This window comes from Sphingomonas sp. PAMC 26621 (assembly GCF_000251145.1).
GTDB lineage: Bacteria > Pseudomonadota > Alphaproteobacteria > Sphingomonadales > Sphingomonadaceae > Sphingomonas.
On record NZ_AIDW01000015.1, the window covers coordinates 247261 to 266734 of the forward strand.

The following is a 19474-nucleotide window of genomic DNA, read 5'->3' on the forward strand; positions in this document are numbered from 1 at the left end:
GCGTTGCGAAGAAACCGGCGGTTCCGCTGTCGGGAACAGCCGGATCGTGGCGTCAGCGTGAGCAACGTTAGGCTTGATCGTCTGCGTCGGGGCGCCACGCCTGTAGCCAATGCTGCGATAGACGAATGTCTGTCCGGCCGGATCGACAAGCGTGAGTTCCTGCGCTGGGCAAGCGTCCTGGGCGGGGCGATCCCGCTTCTCGGCACGGGCGGGTGCACCGTGTCGGACGATGCGGTGGCGGACCGAACGGGCGGGGTCGTGCGGGTCGGCATGCCGGTGCCGGCCGCGCGGATCGACCCGCTGACCGTTGCAGATACGGGTGGGGTCTGCATGCTGTCGCAGACGGGGGAATATCTGGCGGTGTCCGGCCCCGACCTGCGGCTGCAGCCGGTTCTGGCGACCAGCTGGGCGTCGAACGACAACGGGACCGTGTGGACGTTCCGGATTCGGCAGGGCGTCCGCTTTCACGACGGCCGGACGTTGACCGCGGCGGACGTGGTCGCGACCTTCGACCGCCTGGCGGATCCCGCGAACGGTTCGATCGCGCTGTCGGCCTTCTCTGGCGTGCTGTCCAAGGGCGGGGCGCGTGCTGTCGATGCGCAGACGGTGGCGTTCCACCTCGATGCGCCCAATGGCAGCTTCCCGTATCTGGTGTCGTCGGACAATTTCAACGCGATCATCCTGCCGGCCGATTATGCCGGGGGCTTCGAGGACAGCTTCATCGGCACCGGCCCGTTCCGGCTCGAGCGGTTCACGCCCAAGGTCGGTGCCGCGTTCGTCCGGAACGACGCCTATTGGGGGAGAAAGGCGCTCCCCGATCGCACCAGCTTCCTGTTCTACGACAGCCTCCAGGCGCAGGTGCTGGCGATCCAGGGCGGGCAGGTCGATGTGCTGCTGCATGTCCCGGTCCACGGCACGCAGGCGTTGCTCGCCGATCCGCGGCTGAACATCCTCGCGCTGCGATCGAGCGCACACGAGCAGCTCCACATGCGCTGCGATCGTCCGCCGTTCCACGATCCGCGGGTGCGCCGCGCGATCGCTTTGTGCCTGGACCGCGACGCGCTGGTCACCGGACTGTATGCGGGCCGGGGGACCCTGGGCAACGACAGTCCGTTCGCGCCCCTCTATGCCGCGACCGACCCGGGCGTGCCGCAACGGCGCAAGGACCTGCGCGAGGCCAAGGCGCTGCTGACGGCTGCCGGTCATCCGGATGGCTTCGCCGCGCTGCTGACCACCGAACGATTCCAAGAAATCCCCGATTATGCGGTCGTCATCCAGAATGCGGTCAAGGCGATCGGTGTTCGCCTGACGCTGAACGTCGAGGACCAGGCCGCCTTTTACGGCCAGGCGACGTTCGGCCAGTCAGACTGGCTGGATTCGACCATGGGGATCGAGGATTATGCGCATCGCGGCGTGCCCAACACCATCCTCGCCGCGTCGCTGACCACGCCCGGCACCTTCAACGCCGCGCATTTCCGCAACCCCAGCTACGATCGCCTCGTCGCGGGGTATATCGCGGCGCTGGAGCCAGCGTCGCAGCGCGCGACCGCGGGGCAGATCCAGCGGCTGTTGCTCGCCGAAACGCCGGTGGTGACGACCTGCTTCTACGACTGGCTGACCGTCAACACGAAGCGGATCACGGGCGTCAGGCCGACGGCAATGGCGCAGCTGTTCCTGGATCGGGCGCACCCAGTGCCTGTAGACGGCTGAGTTCCTCGACGGAGATATGGCAGCGGATCGCATGGCCGTCCCCCGCGGCAAGCAGTTCGGGCTCGCGTTCGCTGCAAATGGGGCCGATGCGACGCGGGCAGCGCGCCTGGAAGACGCACCCGCCGAGGCTGGCGTGATGGCCCGAGACTTCGCCCTGGAGGCGGATGCGCGACGGCTGTTCGCCTTGCAGTGTCAGGCTCGATGACAGGAGCGCCTCCGTATAGGGGTGCTGTGGCGATGAGAACACGGCCGCGGTCGGTCCCACCTCCATCAGCCGCCCGAGATACAGCACCGCCACCCGGTCGGCGAGATAGTTCACCACCGCAAGATCGTGCGAGATGAAGATGTAGCTGACGTCGGTTTCGGCCTGAAGTTCGACGAGCAGGTTCAGGATCGCCGACTGGACCGACACGTCGAGCGCGGAGGTCGGCTCGTCGCAGATGACGATCCGGGGGTCTCCGGCAAAGGCGCGGGCGATGCTGACGCGTTGCTTCAGCCCGCCCGATAGCTGCGATGGCCGGTCGTCGAGATAGGGGAGGCCGAGACGGACGCGATCGGCGAGGGCGCGGAGGCGCTGCTCGCGATCGCCGCGGGTCGTGCCCGCCAGTCGCATCGCCCGCCCGATCAGCCGGCGGACGCTATGGGCCCCGTTGAGTGCGAGGCCGGGGTTCTGAAAGACCATCTGGATGGATTTGAGCTGGTCGCGGCTCCGTCGGCTGGCGGTCGGGGGCAGGGGGGCGCCGTCGAGTGTGATGCGGCCCCCCACGTCGGGCTCGGTCAGCCCGAGGATCAGCTTGGCGAGCGTGCTCTTTCCGCTGCCGGACTCGCCGACCACGCCCAGCGTCTCGCCCGCGGCGATGTCGAGATCGACGCCGCCGACCGCGCGCACCGCTACGCCGTCCGTCCGATAGGTCTTGGCGAGCCCGCGAGCGGTCAGGATCGCCGCCCCGGAGGTTCGCGCCGGTGGTGCCGTCGTCGCGGCCTGGGCGTGGGGCATGGTCGCGACGGCATCGGGGAAATGGCAGCCCGCCGAGCGATCGTGGGTTATCAGGGCAAGCGATGGCGCTTCTGTCAGGCAGCGGTCCTGCACGATCGGGCATCGCGGCGCATAGATGCAGCCCTGCACGACCGACCCGGGCGAGGGCGGCAAGCCCGCGATCGTATCCAGCGGCCCCTGATCCTTGCGCCGACCGTCGCGCGGTGCGCACCGCAACAGGCCCGCGGTATAGGGGTGCTTGGGGTCGGCGAAGACGTCGCCGGTGGGGCCCTCCTCGACCAGATTGCCGGCGTACAACACGCCGACCCGGTCGCACATCCGCGCGATCGCGGGCAGGCTGTGGCTGATGAGCAGCAGCCCCATCGACGTTTCCATCCGGAGCCGTGCGACGAGGTCGAAGATATCCGCCTCGACCGTGGCATCCAGTCCTGTCGTCGGCTCGTCGAGGATCAGCAGCGATGGCGCGATCGACAACGCCATCGCGATCACGACGCGCTGCTGCAATCCGCCCGAAAGCTCGTGCGGATAGCTGTTGAGGACGCGCTCGGGCTGGGCGATCTGGACGCGGTCGAGCATGGCGTGCGCCCGCTGGAGTGCCTCGTCGCGGCCCAGCGCGAAGGCATTTTCGAACACCTCGGTCATCTGCCGCTCGATCCGCAGCGACGGGTTGAGGGCGCGCGCGGGGTCTTGATAGACCATTGCGACCTTGCGGCTGCGCAGCCGACGCAGCGCGTCCGGCGTCATCGCCATCAGGTCGAGGCCGTCGATCAGGATCCGCCCGCCCTCGATCCGACCGTGGCGCGCGAGATACCGCACGGCAGCGAACGCCGCGGTCGACTTGCCGCAGCCCGATTCCCCGACGAGCCCGTACGCCTCGCCCCGCGCGATATGCAGGCTGAGGTCCGCGATCACTTGGCGCGGGCGACGCTGGATAAGGTAGGAGACATAGAGGTTTTCGATGCGCAGGGCGTCGTCGCTCATCGGTCGAACAGCCCCTGCAAGGCCTCGGCGACGAGGACGAAGCCGATGATCAGGGACGCGATCGCGCCGGCGTCGAACAGCACGGTCCACCAATAGCTGCCGATCAGCCCGTAATTCTCAGCGATCGCCAGACCCCAGTCGGGCGAAGGCGGCTGGATGCCGAAGCCGAGAAAGCTGAGCGATGCGACGAAGAAGATCGCAAAGCCCAGCCGCACGGTCATCTCCACCACGATCAGCGGCACCACGTTAGGCAGGATCTCGACGAACATGATCGAGCCGGCGCCGTCTCCGCGCAGCCGTGCGGCGGCGATATAGTCGAGCGTCGTCTCGATTTTCACAGCCGACCGCACCGTCCGAGCGATCAGCAGCGTGAAGGTGAAGGCGATGACGAGGATGACGGACAGGTTCGACGTCCCCACCGCCGCCAGCGCGATTAAAGCGATGATGATGAGCGGCAGCGCCTGCAACGCTTCGATGACGCGACTGGCAAGCGCGTCGAACACGCCGCCGAAATAGCCCAGCGCCAGACCGAGGACGGTTCCCGCCAGCGTGCCGAGCAGCGTTGCCGCTAGCGAGACCGTCAGGATGTCGGTCGATCCGATCATCACCCGCGACAGGATATCGCGACCGAGCTGGTCGGTGCGAACGGGTGGGCGAGCGATGGCGCGGCCAAGGTCGCCAGCAGATTGTCGGCATAGGGATCGAACGGTGCGATCCGTTCCCCGAACAGCGCGCAGGCGGTCCAGAACGCGATGATCGCCAAACCGACGACGAGTCCGCGCGAGCGGAGCACGATGCGAAGCCGGTCGCCGACACCCGATCCGGATCGTTCGCTCATGCCCGCCCTCTTGCGCGAAGTTTGGGATCGAGCATCTCGGCCAGCACGTCGCCGACGATCGCCGCGACGGTATAGAGCATGCCGACGACCAGTACGCCTGCCATCAGCATCGGAAAATCCTTCGCCTTCGCGGCGGTGTAGATCAGGCTGCCGATGCCGCGATAGTGGAACAAGGTTTCCACCACGACGAGACCGCCCGTCAGATAGCCGACCAGACTGGCCGCGACCGTGATCGTCGGCAGCAGCGCGTTGCGCAGGACGTGCCGGAACAGGATGATCCGTGGCGGCAGCCCTTTGAGGATGGCGGTGCGGGCATAGTCGGAGTCGAGTGCCGCAACCGCGCCGGTCCGGGCGACGCGCGCGACATAGCCGAAATAGATGATGACCAGCGGCAGCGAGGGCAGCACGAGATACCGCGCCTGCGTCAGCGCGCCCGCGCCGTCGGGCCAGTCGGCGGACATCGGCAACCAGCGCAGCCAGATGCCGAAGATCAGGATCAGGACGATCGCCGAGATGAATTCCGGCACCACCCCGAGCGACTGGCCGGTGAGGATGATGACCCGGTCCTTCCAGCCGCCGACGTCGAGCGCCGCGACGACGCCACCAAGGATACCCAGCGGCAGGATCATGCAGAACGCCATCGCGGCAAGCTTGAGCGAGTTGGCCAGCGCGGCCAGCACGAACGGCGCGACGGGCGCGCGGAACGTGTAGGATTCCCCCATGTCGCCGCGCACGAACCGGCTGATCCACTCCCAATATTGCACGGGAATGGCGCGATCCACGCCGATCGCGTGGTTGAACCGGGCGACCGCGCGCGCATCGGCCAGCGGGCCAAGCACGGCGCGACCGACGTCTCCGGGCAGGAGCTGCCCTCCGAAGAAGACGACGAGGCTCAGGACCAGAAGGGTCACGAAGGCCAGCGGAAGACGGCGAAGGAGGGCCTGGACGATCATGCGTGGGTGTTGGATCCTCAGGCTCAGGCGCGCGATACCGGACCTGCATCCGCGATGCCGCCGCCTTCGTCCAGCCGATTACGCGAATCCATCCTGCGATGCTGGCGGCCGGCGTGATTTCGGTTCATCAATTTTGCCGGGGGGAGTGGCAAGGCGCTCCAATTCTGGATCCGTATCCCGCCAAACAATTGGCCTTTGGCCGAAGCGGGGCCTAAGGAATGCGCTATGAGTAATGTCCCCGACACCGTGATCGATGGCGGCGCAACCGATGTGCGCGGGGAATGGTCGGGCGACAATCAGCAATGGTGGGACTGGTACGTGTCGCTGGCCGAGAACGAGCGGTCGCTGACGCCGCTGGTCGATCTGGGCGCGCTGCCCGACATTGCCTGCCCGGACGACGAGGAACTCGGGCGCGAACTGGCCGAGCCCTATCCGCTCGATGCGGGTACGATCGAGGCGTTTCGTCTGAACGGCTTCGTGAAATTGCCCGACGTCCTGTCGCCCGGCGCGACGCTGCGTCTGCGCGCCGAACTGAAACGCTTGCTCGAGGCGGCCTATGCCGCGTCGCTGGATGGCGGGCTGGCCGACTGTTTCCTGAGCCTCGAGATGATCTGGCTGGACAACCCGCTGGTTCGGCACTTCGTCCTGAGCCCGCGGATCGCGAAGATCTGCGCCGATCTGCTCGGCGTGGAGCGGGTCCGGCTGTATCACGACAATGTGCTGTCGAAGGAGCCCGGCTGCGGGCGTACGCCGTGGCATTACGACGATCACCATTTCCCGCTGGCCACGCAGGACGTCGTTACCGCGTGGATGGCCGCGCAGTTCATTCCGGTGGCGATGGGGCCCCTGGCGTTCGCGGGGCCGATCGACATCCACCGGCTGGTGGCGGACGTGCCGTTCAACAAGACCGATACCAGCTACGACAAGCACGTCGCCGAACTGTTCCGGCAGCACGACGTCGCGATCGATGAAAGTCCGTTTGCCCTGGGCACGGTAAGCTTTCATCACAATCTCAGCTTCCATACCGCCGGGCCCAATCGCACGACGCAGAGCCGGATCGTGCTCGCCAACACCTTCTTTGCCGATGGCGCGCGGATCGTCGATGATCCCACGATCGTGTCGGGCGACTGGCGAAAGTTCATGCCCGGTTGCGAACCCGGCGGGCCGGCGAATTCCGAACTAAATCCAATATGTTGGCCGACGGAGCAAGAAGCATGACCGATAGTGCCAACGATACCTATGCACGGTCGTGCGACCACTGGTCCGAGGCCGGTCGTGCGGAAATGGACGCGTTCTACATGCTCGCCACCGAGGACTATCGCCATCTGGCCGAAGCCAATGACTGGTCGGCATGGCTGGCGGAGCATCAGCGTGCCGCGGGTAACCGATCCCTAAGGCTGCTCGACGTCGCTTGCGGATCCGGCAGTTTCCGACCGCGCTGCGCCTGCATGCGGGGATCGAGACCGCGGACATCGCGCCGATCGCCTATGACCTGCTCGACCCTTCGGCCTTCTCGATCGCCGAGGCGCGCGCGGCACTGGGCCCGCCCTTCGTTGCGGGGGCGGAATTCGAGACGCCGCTGCAGGACTTCGCAGTTCCTGCCGATCCCTACGATATCGTATGGGCGACCCATGCCCTTTACGCGGTTCCGCTGGCCGAGTTGGACGCAGCGATGGAGCGGTTCGTCGCTGCGATCGGTGGCACCGGGTTTATCGCGAACGCGATGGCCGACAGCCATTACATCCGCTTCTATCGCGCGTTCCTCGACAGTTTCCACGGCGGCGCGGGCGAGATGTACCGGACCGGTGAGGAAATCGTCGCATCGCTCCGTCGGCTGGGGGCGACCGTAACGCTGCGCGAGATCAGCTATGTGCAGAGGTCCGACGACGATGTCGTGGTCGAAGGGTATCTGCAGCGTTGCGCGTTCGACGATACGGTGTCGCTCGAGGCGATGCGCTCGACCGCGCCGATGGCTGAATATCTTAACGAGTGTCACACCGACGGGACGTGGGGCTTCGCGCAGCGGGTCGCGATGATTTTCGTGACACCCTGACCCAATTCGGTCTTCCCGAAAGCGACGAAATGACGCTCGACACCGGCTGGACCCGTGCAATTGCAAGCGGGTTCACGCCGGACGCGGCTGCCGTGCGCGATCATCTGGAAACGGTCCACCGGGTCCATGCCGGATTCACCGAATCCTGCGCGGCGAGGTGCGTCGATGCGGAGGGGCGCGACAGTTACGACTGGCTCGCCGATGTCATTGACTATGACGCGACTGCAAGCATCCTCGACCTTGCCTGCGGGTCCGGCGTATTGCTCGAACGCCTGGCGGGACGCAACGCGGACGTCCGGTTGACCGGCGTGGACATGAGCGCGGACGAACTGGCGTTGGCGCGGCGGCGGCTCGGCCCTGACCGTGTCGCACTGCATCATGGCCTGGCGCAGGATCTCGGCTTTCTCGCCGACGGTTCGATCGATGGGGTGCTGTGCCATTGGGCGTTGACGCTGATGGACCCGGTGGCGCCCGTGCTGGCCGAAGTGGCGCGCGTCCTGAAGCCCCGCGGGGTATTCGCGGCGATCGTCGATGGGCCGATGGACATCGCGCCGGGCTATTCTGCGGTCAACGACCTCATTTCGAACCATGTCCGTCGCGCATACCCGCGCTATGGCGACGTCGATCTCGGTGACGCGCGTATCCGCGACACCACCGAACTACACCATCTCTTGTGTGACGTTTTCCCGGGGGCTCATGTTCGTATAGAATCGAACGTGGTGTCGGCGACCGCCGCCCCCGAAGCGCTTGCCCGCGAGGCCTCCAGCTTCTTTTATTCCGCCTTTCTCCTAACTGAAGGCGCGCGAACGAACCTGTTGATAGACCTTGCCGCGCTTTTTTCTGAACAAGGGGCGTTTGCCTCGTTTCACATGCCGATCAATCGTGTGCTCGTCGCACGCTGACCATTTGGTCCGACCGCGCCGCGTGTTCCGCGCTTAAATTCCAGCGCAGCCATCCCCTTCTCAGCGTCAGCGTCCTTTTCATGTCGCCGCAGGTCCCGCTTTTGCGCCGGATCAACCTTCAGGTCCCCCGCACGCGATCCGCCAACGACCTTGTAGGCCGCTATGAGTGTGCAGAGCCGCACGTTGGCAGCGGAAGGCACAACGGACGCAACCTGGTTAATCGCGGCGCATACATGGGAAACGAACGGTGCGCAGTCGTTTGTATGGAAGGCGGCCTTTATCATCCGCGGCGTGAACGCGCATCCCCTTCCGGATACCATTCCCGCAGCCGACGCTGGTTGCTCGCGTCGTCGGTGAGGCAGCCCCTGCGATTGAGATCGGACGGTCGCTCCCGGCACGTGCCACCTGGGCCTATATCGTCTGACGTACTGAGTTTCCTATGCCACGTCAGAGTGGACTCGACCGCCTCGGTCAGTGGTAAGTTATAATCGCACGTCGCTGGAATGTGACCTTCTACGCGAACGACGGGGCCGGCGGCACCGCCACGGCGACCTTCACCGTGACCGCGACCAACTCCGCACCGACCGCCGTGGACGACCGCGCGTCGGCGCCGGGGGACACGCCGGTGACGATCGCGGTGCTGACCAACGACACCGATCCGGACAATGATCCGCTGCAGGTCGCCAGCGCCTATTCCCCCGACGGCACCGTCGCCATCAACCCCGAAGGCACGTTGACCACCGCCGCCGCCACGCTACTGCGCACCGCCAGCGGCGCGCCGGGCGTGGTCGAGGGGACGGTGCGGATCAGCGCCAGCGACGTCATTGGCGTCGAATACTTGCCACCCATCCTCGCCCGGCTTCGCCGCGAACACCCTGCGCTGGTGGTCGAGCTCGCCCTTACGGACCGCGTAGATGACCTGCTAGGCCGCGCAGTCGACATCGCGGTGCGCATGACCGAGCCGACCCAGGGGGCGTTGCTGGCGCGGCGACTGCCGCCGGTCGAGCTCGGCTTCCATGCTCATGCAGGCTACATCGCGAGGGTTGGCAAGCCGGCGACTCTCGCTGACCTCTCGCGGTACGATGTGATCGGGTACGATGCGGAGACGCCTGCCCTCCGGTCGATGGCGACGCGTCTAGCCCCTCTCGACCGGCGGGGCTTCGCATTACGGACCGACAGCAACCTTGCGCAGTTGGCAGCCATCCGGGCCGGGTTCGGCATTGGCATCTGTCAGGTCGCGGTCGCCAACCGCGACCCGATGCTGGTTCGCATACTTCCTGAGATCACGCTGCCGTTGCCATTCTGGATCGTCATGCACGAGGACTTGAAGACGAGTGCGCGGTACCGGGTGGTGTTCGACGCCCTCGCGGTCGGGCTTTCGCGGCTCGACTGACCGAGCAAGTAGGACTGGCGACTGCCCGGCTGGATGCGATCGGTGAAGCCCTGAATGCCCCGACTTCGGTTTTGACGTTCTGCGGCGCGCAGTGAAGCGCATGCCTCTCGAGGCGTATGTCGTCGCCACGCCTTTCCCGGCGCTGACGACAAGCACCTAGGCTCGCCCCAGCTCTTTCCATCCAACGGTGCGGCGGCGCGTCGCTATGCGACGTCAAATTGCCGTTCTACCGACTTGAAGGAGTGTCTGAAGTTGGAAGGCGGCAACTAAGCGCCGAATGGCCGACTATGGGTCGTAGCGGCATTCGGCACGCGATGATCCTTCGCCGTGCCTATCGCAGTGGAAGGAACAGGTCCGTGATCGCTTCATGTGCTGGCACGAGCGGAAAGAATTCTTGCGTTCACAATAGAGCGGGAAGTCCCGCAGTTCTTCACCGCTTCCAGGCAACCAGTCGCGGTATAAAAACAGCGCTGCCGGCTCGAGGTCTTCGCCAGCCGAGCCCAACAAACGCAAGGCCGCTACCCTGCCGCCGGGGATGGTTGCGGCTTCGACCCCATCATCATTGGGAGCGATCGCACGATTCGTGGCGACGCAGATCTCCATCCGGAATTCAGCCGGTGCTGTAACACGCGTGTCGGTCGGGAAGATGCCGTAAATCGGCAAGTCGGGATCGGTCAGGCCGTTCGCCTGGCGCCACGCAATGAAGCGCGCCACTGTGGCGGCGATCGTCGCGGGCTCGCCAACATGCGTCATGCTCGCCACCGTCGTTGACGGCAGCTCGAAGATGGTCACATCGTCGGGTGAAAAGCCTGGCATCAACTGACTCCTTGCTTGATGAAAGATTGAGAATGCCTCGTCCAGCGCGGCCCAGTTCGGAGCTGCGCGAAAGGCAGACGGTGCCTGTCCAAAGCGTTGGCGGAAAGCGCGGGCGAACGCGTCAGGCGCGTCATAGCCCGCTTCCAAGGCGACCTCTGTCACACTCGAGCCGCGCGCGTGTGCCAGACGGTGCGTGGCTCGCTTAAGCCGGGCGAGATGGACGTAGCGGTGCACCGTCAGGCCGAACATTGCCGTGAACTGGCGGTGGAAATGGTATTTGGAAAACGCCGCGATCCCGCTCAGCGCATCAAGGTCGAGATCGTCGTCGAGATGCCGATCAATGTGGTCGAGCACGCGCACCATGCGAGCACGGTACCGTTGAGGCGGGTCGACAAGTGCGTTCTTCATGGGTGCTACGTAGCGCGGATCGACCAGCGTGCGCTCGACCGATCTTGCTATTCTGTGTGAAACCCGCGCGCGGGCTCGGCAGCGACGCTCGCCTCACATGAACGGATGTCTGGTAACGGGCAGCGCAGATGACGCCCTGAGTGGCGGACTATGGGTCGTCTCAGACCTCGGTGCGTTCGGCCAGTTCCAAAGCGTCTTCGACATCCACGCCGAGGTAGCGGACGGTACTTTCGATCTTCGCATGGCCGAGAAGGATTTGAACTGCGCGTAGATTGCCCGTCGCCTTGTAGATGATTGAGGCTTTGGTGCGTTGAAGGGAGTGAGTGCCGTAATCCTCGGCGTGGAGGCCGACGCCGACAATCCACTCACGAACGAGGCGGGCATACTGCCTCGTGCTCATGTGCCCCATATAGTCGTTACGGCTTGGGAAAACGAAATCGTTCAATGTGCCGCCACGGCGTTCGAGCCAGGCGAACAAGGTTTTACGGGCAGGCTCGACAATCTCGAACTGCACGGGTCGTGTCGTCTTTTGCTGAACCACGATCGCGCGATCCCGAATGCGGCCACCGGCAACGATATCGCCGATGCGGACTTTCACGACATCGCAACCGCGTAACTTGCTGTCGATCGCGAAGTCGAAGAGCGCTCGATCCCGGAGACGCTGGTGCTGGTCGAGCCAGAAGCGAATAGCTCAAACATGTTGCGGTTTCAGTGCGCGCTTCGCGCCAAGCACACGGCCCTCGTTCCAAGGGCGGAGTTCTTGGAAGGCTGGATCTAACGAGGAATGTCCCATCGCTTGTCTCCACGGTGCAAATTGAGCGCCGCAGGGTACACCGGGAAGGGTAAAGTGGCCGTTTGCATCTATGGTTGGCGAAATGCCGTTGAACGAACGAACGACCGAGACCGAGAAGTGGGAAGCAGGCGGCGCCCTTCAGCCCTCAATGCGCAGGAACCGCGCGGCGTTGTCGTGGAGAATGAGGCGCTTCTGTCGCTCATTGAGGAAGGGCGCATGCCTGATCCGCTCGATAGCAACCGCGATCGCGTCCGGCCACACCATGTTGTCTGACCCGAACATGATGCGCTCTTCCATACCGGCGTCGATCAAGCGCTTCAGATATGCATAGAAGTCTGCCTCGGGGTAGGCGTAGTCCAGAACGGCCACGTCGACATAGAGCTGCGGATGGGCAAACAGCATCGCGATCATCGCATCACCGAATGGCCAGCCAGCATGCATCGCGTAGAGGCGCAGTTTTGGATGCCGGACCAACATCGGTTCCAGCCGCAGCGGATCGCCTGCGGCCACGCGGTACGCTGGTGTGGCGAAATAGGCGGTGCCAGGCGGGCCTGGGCCGAGATGGATGCCGACCGGAATATCGAGCTCCTCGGCAAGCGCGTAATAAGGCTCTAGTCTGGGATCGTCGGGAGCAATTCCGGCATATTGCGAGGTAATCTCGCTTAGGGCAGCAAGCTTGCCGGCCGCGTGCAACCGGCGCAGCTCGTCAGTTGGCGGCAACGTGCCGTCGCTTCCGAACCCAGCCGACGGCAAGATCCGCTTCGGCGCATCGGCACGATAGCGCTCCACCGTAGTGGCTGCGCCACCTGCCAGCGCGAGCATGTTGAAGCGCTCAAGCGCAGCGATTCCCTTTTGCCGTAGTATTGCTGCGTCTGTTGGAGCGACAAGCGGGTGAGGGCAATTGGGACGGACGCTAAAGCGCTGGAGATAGTCAGCGATCGGCCGCTTCGGATCACGCGGCAGCCAGTTCGTATAAGGCGCGCAGACCGTGCTGCCTGGCGGTCCTTCAGCATCCGGCAGGTCGGCATGGAAATGCATGTCGATGATGTCGTAGCGCTGCTGTGCGTGAACGGCCGGCGCTACGGCAAGCATGCTGGCTATCAGGCTAAGTCGACCGAAGCGATCCATTGTACTCGCCACCCCCAATGGTTCGACGGATCATGATCTCGATCCGGAGACTTCGCAAGCGGATCTCTCCGTGACTGTGTTAACCTGCCGCCCTCTTCCAACGGCTGTGCAGGAAATTAACGAATGCGAAAGTTGGTGGCCGGAAAACCCGCTGTGAACGGCTGAATGTGGGTTCTCGCAGTCGCAAACTGCGAAACGGCTTCCAACCCATCGGGGTGTTATGTGGTTAGGAACGTCGCGCGGACGTGCTGCACGAACGTTTCGGCGTTCTCCATTGCCGCGAAATGCCCACCGCTCGCGGCCTCTCCAAAATAGCGGAGATCGGCAAAACGCGCCTCCGCCCAACGGCGGGACAGGCGTACCTGCTCGCCGGGGAACATGCTGATCCCGGCCGGCAGCGGCACGCGCGCGCGCGGCATCCCTTTCGCCATCTCCTGCGCGGCTTCCCAGTAGAAGCGTGCCGCGCTGGGGCCGGCGTTCGGTAGCCAGTACAGCATGATGTCGTCGATCAGATGATCGAGCGGAATGACCCGTTCCGGCTGCCCACCGCTGTCGGATACATCCTGGAACAGTGCGTATATCCAGCTTGCCAGTCCAACGGGCGAGTCCGCGAGTGCGAAGGCTAGCGAGTGCGGCCGGGTGCACTGGAGCTTCATATAGCCTGAATACTCGCGGTCGTAGCGTGCGGCATCGTCGAGCATCTGCTGCTCGGCCGGGGTCGCCTTTTCCCTTTCCTCGGGTGTCGGCTGGACCATCACCATGTTGAGGTGGATACCGGCGAGGCCCGGCACGCGCATATGCGCTAGCGCCGTCGTGACTGCGGCACCCCAGTCTCCGCCTTGCGCCATCCAGCGATCGCCATAGCCGAGCCGCTGCATCAGCTCGCCCCATGCCGAGGCGGTGCGGCCGACGCCCCAACCCGGCTCGGTCGGCTTGTCGGAGAAGCCGAAGCCTGGCAGCGCGGGGATGACGAGGTGGAACGCGTCCGACGCTTCGCCGCCATGCGCGCGCGGATCGCTGAGTGGGCCGATCACGTCGCGGAATTCCAGTACCGATCCCGGCCAGCCGTGCGTCAGGAGCAGTGGTGTCGCATCCGGTTCGGGGGAGCGGACATGCAGGAAGTGGATGCCGAGCCCGTCGATCACCGTGCGGCTGCTGCCCCAGCCGTTGAGCAGACTCTCCGTGGAACGCCAGTCGTAACCGTCCTGCCATCGCTGCGTTAGCGCGCGGATGCGGTCCGATTGCGGACCCTGCGACCCGTCCTGCACCGTGCCGGCATCCGGCCAGCGGGTGCGGGCGAGGCGATCGGCCAGATCGTCGAGGTCGGCCTGAGGAATGTGGATCGGGAACGGCTGGATGGCGTCGCTCATGGTAAGACTCCGGAAGGTGCGATCAGAGGGTCGGGGCGAGGACGGCTTCGGCGCGCGTCCAGTCAGACTTGCCGTAGCGATCGTTGTCGAGGGGTGAGAGCTTGCCGCGCCCGCTCGACATGTCGCGGACATATTGCATCCCCTGCCAGGCCGGGAACGGCGCATCGGTGGTCGGCGACAACGCGCGCGCGACGCGGATCAGCGTCGAGAGACGCCCGAGCCCACCTGCCCGGAACGGCTTCCACCCTTGGCCCTCCAGCCGCGTCATCAGCATCGCTAGGTCGCGTGGGGACACCACGTCACCGGCGATCCGCAGGAAGCGCGGCGCATCGGCATCGAGCGCCACGTCGGCGGTATAACCCGCGACATCGTCCTTCGTCGTGAAGTCGAGCGACTGGGCGGCGTCGCCCCAGTAGAGGATGCGGCGGAAGCGCTGCAGCACGATCGGCGCTTCGCCGGTCAACAGGTCCGCAAAGGCGCCGTTGAGGATCGAGGTCGCGCGGATCGGCGCTGCGTCGACGCGTCCCATGAAGCGCCGCCGAAGGTCCATGTTGCGATTGTCGCCGGGGCGGGTCTTGGTGAAGTCGAGCGAGAAGTCGGACGGGATGAAGCGGGGTACGCCCGCCGCGACCGCCGCATCGAGAAGACGGCCCTGGAGATCGAGAATGACGGGCTCCAGCCCGTTCAGGACCGAGACGACGCATTCCGCACCATCCAGCGAATTCGTGAGTGCAGCATGGTCGGCAAAATCGACCGGGACGGGCGTGCCGCCGCGCGCACGCACGACATCCTGCGCCGCGGCCGGCGTCCCGCTGCGGACCAGCGCCCGCACATCCACGCCACGCCGAACCAGCGCGGACAGCACACGTCCACCAAGATCGCCCGTCGCACCGGCTAGCGCGATCGTCCGCTGCGCTACCCCGCCGTCATCGCGGCCGTTCACGTCCTCAAGCGTGATCGCACCCATCACCACCCCCCTTCGCCATAAACTGAACTATACCGTTCAGTTCCATTCAACGGGCGCATGGCCTATATGGTTGCGTGATGCAAACGCTTACCGACACAAAGCCTGATCCAGCAAAGCGACGACGCGGTGGTCGACCGTCCGCCGACCAGGCCGGCGACGTCGATCGCCGGATTCTCGACGCCGCCACGGACCTGTTCCTGCGGATGGGATATGACGCGACGAGCTGCGATCAAGTCGTCGCGCAGGCGGGGGCGGGGAAGGCGAGTCTCTACGCCCGCTATGCCAACAAGGAGGCGCTGTTCGCGGCCGTGGTTCGGCGGATGGTGGATCACACGCTGGTGCCGTCCGGCGTGGTGCCGTGGCATCTGTCCGTCCAGGACCGGCTGCGCGCGGTGGGGCATAGCCTGCTGGAGCATGCGTTGACGCCCGAGGCGGTCGCGCTGATGCGTGTCGTTGTCACCACCGTGCACCGGATGCCCGATCTCGCCCGGCTGGTGGATCGGATCGGCCGCGATGGTGGCGTTGCGTGCGTCGCTCAGGCGATTGCCGGGGCCGACGCGGTGCCCGACCGGATCGCACAAGCGTCGGATGTTGCGGGCCGGTTCATCGACATGGTGTTCGTCCCCCACCAGATGCGCGCGCTGATCGGCGACGATCGCGCGCTGCTCGATGCGACCGCCGCACGGCGCATCGACGATGCGATCGATCTGCTCACGCGCGCGGGGTGGTTGGATACAGCCGCCGCGGCTTAGGTCGCCTCGATCCGTCTTTCCTTATTTACCAGCCTTGTAAGAACGCTGCCGCGCCGTCGGGAAGGTGCTTGCCGCATTACTTTCCACCGACATGAATGAATGACTGAAGTTGGGGAGCCGCAAACGACCTGCCGATGTCCGGGTGTGGGTCGTCGCTGCCGCGGCAGGTGTCGACCAACATGCGTCGTTCCGAACCGCTGGAGCGAATGACCGCTCACGCCGGAAGCGGCCATTGTTAGTGATGATAGTTCCCCGGCAGTTAGCGACGCTGGGTTCATCCCGTCGTTGCAACCGCTCCGGCAAACGAAGCTCCGTTCGTTCAGAATCCAGATGCTTTTCGCGCCCGTGCGTTGAGCTTAAGCGCGACGCCATCGAGATCGGCTCGGGTAAAAGCTCGCGCTACAAGCCGCCAGCGCGGTGAAAGGAAATAAGCAAGCCAAACCTACTAGCAAACGAGAAGGTTGGCGCACCAGCAGTATCATATCTCGCCAGGACTGTCTGCTCGTTGCACCCGAAGTTTTGCATTGTCTTGCAGGACTTTAGTCAACAGCGTCTTTGCATCTGGAGTCAGGCGTTTCTCGCCGAGCGTCAAGATGGCGAGCTCGGTGAAGTTCATTGCGCGGCGGCAACCGTCGAAGAAGCAGCGAAGCATGTAGCCCAGAATTTCAGCTGAAAATCGGCTGGCTTCTCCCGAAGCCGGATCGAGTGCGGCGATCAGGTCCTGAGCATTGGCGCTATCGACCGCGTGGCTTGCGACGATGTGATCTAACAGCGCGTTGGTAAGCGGTCGATGGAGGTCAGGTTCGAACATCTCGTGTAGCAGCATCGTTCCGCCGTGCTCGTACAAGTCAATCAATCTAGAAAGCTTTTCGCAAAGCATGATACTTTGGGCCAATGACGGTCTAGTCGGCAACGCATCGGCGCACGCCTCGAGCAGGTCGCAAAGCGTGTCGAGTTTCCAATGCCCGGCGAGCAAGCGGACGAGGTCCAATTCGTTGATGACGTGCCGGCGACGGCGCAGTGCGACGACATTGCCCGGCAGATTGGCGTTGCCCTTGTTACTGTCGCCGTCCGTCACTCCAGGCTCCTACTGAGCGTCGGCTCTGCGCTCCAAGCTACGGAGCGCCATTGATCGTCATCAAACCAGTGCGATTTTTGGAGGTGTCCCATCAATGTCGACGGATTCAGGAACGCTAACGTTCTTGTCGGCTGGCACATTTGCTCAGCAGCGGGCTCCGATAAACCGAGGTCCGACACTACCGGGGACGAGGCTAAGCGGCGACCGCCCGCGATTCCAGTCCGTCCGAGTCCGCAATCGTGATCGCGCGTCCGCCGGGCAGCCGAATAATACCGGCCGCCTTCAAATGGGTCATCTGCCGACTGACCGTTTCGATCGTAAGACCCAGAATGTCTGCGATCTGTCCCCGCGACAGAGGCAAATCGAAGGTGACCGGTGCATCGTCCGTCGCCCTGCATCCGCTGGAGGCTGCGCGCGAAGTCATGTCCACTAGAAAACCGGCGACCTTTTCCGCGGCCGATGTCCGGGCAAGCGTCAACATCTGTCGACGGGAGGTATTTAGGGCCGCCAGCGTGCGCTGCAGGAGTAACCGCTCCATTCCAGCGTGATCTGTTAACACCCGTTCGAACGCGCTGCGCGGGAACACGCATAACTCGGCGTTCGTCAGGGCGGTAATCGTGAAGTCGGCACGGCCTGCGTAGGGTTGCCCGACAAAGTCGGCCGGGTAGAGCAGGCCGACGATCTGTTCGCGACCATCCGCAGTGTAGGCGACCAGCTTGAGCACCCCGGATAGTAGATTGGCGCAGATAATGCTCTCATCACCGGCCCAGATCACGGTTTCACCGCGATTAATGCTTTTCTTATGACCGATATTTTCCAAAGCGGACGGCTCGTTGTTCATCACACTGCCGCAGATTGTTGCGTCGCGTACCGTACAATCCGAGCAGATGGTCGTGCCGAGCATATGATTATCTATACCTAAGATAGATAATAACTGAGCATCAATTCGGCAGAACTACGTAAAGACCACAGGTACGCAGGGTCGTGAAAGGCCTCTCGGCAGAAGCTGCTAGGGGCAAATGCTACGAGGCGCGAAGCATCGGCGGTACAAGCAAATGCCTCTTTTTGACGACCAGATCCGCATCCAGCCATAACCCCGTCAGAAGGTCAGCTGCGCGTACGAAGCGTTACGGCGGCATCAGGCCATGCGCGTGATGCCGAGGCGAGTTCGGTCGCGATCGTCCGTTTCCATACACGACGACCTCCTTGCCAGAGGCTGATGCATACACACATCAGCATCGAAATCAGGCTTAAGGCACTGAGTCGTACCCCCCACATCGCCGCGGGCGAACCACCCTCGACCGACGGTCGCCCTGTCTCAGTGCACTGGAAGCACGCCGCCACCGGGCATTGGCATTGGCATCATGTTCGCGTTCAGGTGATACATCACCCAGATCGACCCAGCGACGGTCAAGACAACGATCACCGTGGTGAAGAGGAACGCCAGCAACGTCCAACCCCCTTCGGATCGCGTGTCGAGGTGCAGGAAGCAGAGCACGTGAACGATGATCTGGGCGAACCCCATGGCGAAGATCAGCGCTGCCGTCGTCTGCGCATCGTGCAGCACCCCGGACATCACCAGCCAGAACGGCACCGCCGTCAGGATGATCGAGAGGATCGTTCCGATGCGATAGCCACGCTGGCTGTGGCCGGGCTCGCCATGGCTGTGTGCGGCGTCTTGCGCGATCGAGGGTTGGCTCACCGGAGGACTCCAAACAGATAAACGAAGGTGAAGACACCGATCCAGATGATGTCGAGGAAATGCCAGAACATCGACAGGCAGATCAGCCGGCGCTTCATCGGCTGGCTCAGGCCGTGCTGTCCAAGCTGGACGAGCAAGACCGCGATCCAGATCAGCCCGACGGTAACGTGCGCGCCATGCGTGCCCACGAGCGTGAAAAAGGCGGAAAGGAACGCGCTCCGCTGCGGTACGGCCCCTTGCGCGAAGAGCTGCGAGAATTCGTACAGCTCTACGCATACAAAGGCTGCGCCGAGCAGGCCGGTGACGGCAAGCCAGAAGCGCGTCGGGTTGAGCCGTCCGGCCTCCATGTGCGGCATCGCTTGGCCGAAGGTGATCGACGACGCCAGCAGCAAGGCGGTGTTGAGCGCGACGAGCGGCAGCTCGAAGATTTCGTGCGGCATTGGCCCGCCAGCATAGTTGGTTCGTACCACCCCGAACATCGCGAACAAGGACGCGAAGATCAGCGCGTCGCTCATCAGATAGATCCAGAAGCCGATCACGGTGGCACCGTTGCCACCATGATCGTGATCCTCGTCTTCGGGCAGGTGCCAGATCGGGGGGGCGTTGCCATCGGTGTGGGCGTGGTCAGTCATG

Annotated in this window: 18 protein-coding genes and 1 pseudogene; 6 read left to right on the forward strand and 13 right to left on the reverse strand. The window is 64.2% G+C overall.

Annotated features, from left to right (window positions below):
- Nucleotides 1–57 precede the first annotated feature (57 nt).
- Nucleotides 58–1710 (forward strand): ABC transporter substrate-binding protein, encoded by a 1653-nt coding sequence (locus tag RI03_RS08050; protein ID WP_010216500.1) that lies wholly within the window; start codon nucleotides 58–60, stop codon nucleotides 1708–1710.
- On the opposite strand, the gene RI03_RS08055 is transcribed toward RI03_RS08050, so the two are convergent.
- Genes RI03_RS08055 through RI03_RS08065 form a run of 4 tightly spaced genes read right to left on the reverse strand, consistent with a single transcriptional unit; the run spans nucleotide 1646 to nucleotide 5479 of the window.
- A complete protein-coding gene (locus RI03_RS08055) occupies nucleotides 1646–3688 on the reverse strand; it encodes an ABC transporter ATP-binding protein (protein WP_010216501.1) in 2043 nt (680 codons plus the stop codon). The genes RI03_RS08050 and RI03_RS08055 overlap by 65 nt on opposite strands.
- The gene (locus RI03_RS08060; RefSeq protein ID WP_202949362.1) at nucleotides 3685–4293 is read right to left on the reverse strand and encodes an ABC transporter permease; all 609 of its coding nucleotides are present in this window, start codon (nucleotides 4291–4293) and stop codon (nucleotides 3685–3687) included. The genes RI03_RS08055 and RI03_RS08060 overlap by 4 nt, the downstream gene beginning before the upstream one ends.
- Nucleotides 4293–4526, reverse strand: coding sequence for a hypothetical protein (locus RI03_RS24345; RefSeq protein ID WP_202949363.1), 234 nt, complete (start codon nucleotides 4524–4526; stop codon nucleotides 4293–4295). The genes RI03_RS08060 and RI03_RS24345 overlap by 1 nt, the downstream gene beginning before the upstream one ends.
- Nucleotides 4523–5479 carry an ABC transporter permease gene (locus tag RI03_RS08065; RefSeq protein ID WP_010216502.1) on the reverse strand — a complete coding sequence of 319 codons (957 nt, stop codon included), beginning with the start codon at nucleotides 5477–5479 and terminating at the stop codon, nucleotides 4523–4525. The genes RI03_RS24345 and RI03_RS08065 overlap by 4 nt, the downstream gene beginning before the upstream one ends.
- Before the next feature lie 225 nt (nucleotides 5480–5704).
- Between RI03_RS08065 and RI03_RS08070 the strand changes: the two genes are divergently transcribed.
- The 4 genes from RI03_RS08070 to RI03_RS08085 all read left to right on the forward strand — a co-directional run bounded on the left by RI03_RS08070 (nucleotide 5705) and on the right by RI03_RS08085 (nucleotide 9827).
- The gene (locus tag RI03_RS08070; protein ID WP_010216503.1) at nucleotides 5705–6697 is read left to right on the forward strand and encodes a phytanoyl-CoA dioxygenase family protein; all 993 of its coding nucleotides are present in this window, start codon (nucleotides 5705–5707) and stop codon (nucleotides 6695–6697) included.
- A 193-nt stretch (nucleotides 6698–6890) separates the two neighbouring features.
- The gene (locus RI03_RS08075; RefSeq protein ID WP_010216504.1) at nucleotides 6891–7532 is read left to right on the forward strand and encodes a hypothetical protein; all 642 of its coding nucleotides are present in this window, start codon (nucleotides 6891–6893) and stop codon (nucleotides 7530–7532) included.
- Between the two features lie 29 nt (nucleotides 7533–7561).
- Nucleotides 7562–8434 (forward strand): class I SAM-dependent methyltransferase, encoded by an 873-nt coding sequence (locus RI03_RS22260; RefSeq protein WP_010216505.1) that lies wholly within the window; start codon nucleotides 7562–7564, stop codon nucleotides 8432–8434.
- Between the two features lie 505 nt (nucleotides 8435–8939).
- Nucleotides 8940–9827, forward strand: a complete 888-nt coding sequence (locus RI03_RS08085; RefSeq protein ID WP_010216506.1) for a LysR substrate-binding domain-containing protein — start codon at nucleotides 8940–8942, stop codon at nucleotides 9825–9827.
- Nucleotides 9828–10112: 285 nt separating this feature from the next.
- Here the strand turns inward: RI03_RS08085 and RI03_RS08090 are convergent, their stop codons facing one another.
- From RI03_RS08090 to RI03_RS08110, 5 genes and pseudogenes are all read right to left on the reverse strand, one after another.
- Nucleotides 10113–11051 carry an AraC family transcriptional regulator gene (locus RI03_RS08090; RefSeq protein WP_238542318.1) on the reverse strand — a complete coding sequence of 313 codons (939 nt, stop codon included), beginning with the start codon at nucleotides 11049–11051 and terminating at the stop codon, nucleotides 10113–10115.
- A gap of 160 nt (nucleotides 11052–11211) precedes the next feature.
- A pseudogene (locus RI03_RS08095) lies at nucleotides 11212–11844 on the reverse strand (tyrosine-type recombinase/integrase).
- 138 nt (nucleotides 11845–11982) lie between these two features.
- A complete protein-coding gene (locus tag RI03_RS08100; protein WP_081504212.1) occupies nucleotides 11983–12972 on the reverse strand; it encodes an amidohydrolase family protein in 990 nt (329 codons plus the stop codon).
- Nucleotides 12973–13190: 218 nt separating this feature from the next.
- The gene (locus RI03_RS08105; RefSeq protein WP_010216512.1) at nucleotides 13191–14342 is read right to left on the reverse strand and encodes an epoxide hydrolase family protein; all 1152 of its coding nucleotides are present in this window, start codon (nucleotides 14340–14342) and stop codon (nucleotides 13191–13193) included.
- A gap of 22 nt (nucleotides 14343–14364) precedes the next feature.
- Nucleotides 14365–15309, reverse strand: coding sequence for an aromatic alcohol reductase (locus RI03_RS08110; RefSeq protein ID WP_010216514.1), 945 nt, complete (start codon nucleotides 15307–15309; stop codon nucleotides 14365–14367).
- A gap of 77 nt (nucleotides 15310–15386) precedes the next feature.
- Between RI03_RS08110 and RI03_RS08115 the strand changes: the two genes are divergently transcribed.
- Nucleotides 15387–16061, forward strand: a complete 675-nt coding sequence (locus RI03_RS08115) for a TetR/AcrR family transcriptional regulator (protein ID WP_010216515.1) — start codon at nucleotides 15387–15389, stop codon at nucleotides 16059–16061.
- A gap of 478 nt (nucleotides 16062–16539) precedes the next feature.
- Here the strand turns inward: RI03_RS08115 and RI03_RS08120 are convergent, their stop codons facing one another.
- The 4 genes from RI03_RS08120 to cyoC form a co-directional block, all read right to left on the reverse strand.
- Nucleotides 16540–17139, reverse strand: a complete 600-nt coding sequence (locus tag RI03_RS08120) for a hypothetical protein (protein WP_138995631.1) — start codon at nucleotides 17137–17139, stop codon at nucleotides 16540–16542.
- Between the two features lie 193 nt (nucleotides 17140–17332).
- Complete coding sequence (locus RI03_RS08125; protein WP_026046560.1) at nucleotides 17333–18043, reverse strand: Crp/Fnr family transcriptional regulator; 711 nt, start codon at nucleotides 18041–18043, stop codon at nucleotides 17333–17335.
- A 414-nt stretch (nucleotides 18044–18457) separates the two neighbouring features.
- Nucleotides 18458–18841, reverse strand: a complete 384-nt coding sequence (cyoD, locus tag RI03_RS23505; RefSeq protein ID WP_010216518.1) for a cytochrome o ubiquinol oxidase subunit IV — start codon at nucleotides 18839–18841, stop codon at nucleotides 18458–18460.
- Complete coding sequence (gene cyoC / locus RI03_RS23510; RefSeq protein WP_010216519.1) at nucleotides 18838–19473, reverse strand: cytochrome o ubiquinol oxidase subunit III; 636 nt, start codon at nucleotides 19471–19473, stop codon at nucleotides 18838–18840. The genes cyoD and cyoC overlap by 4 nt, the downstream gene beginning before the upstream one ends.
- Nucleotide 19474 lies beyond the last annotated feature (1 nt).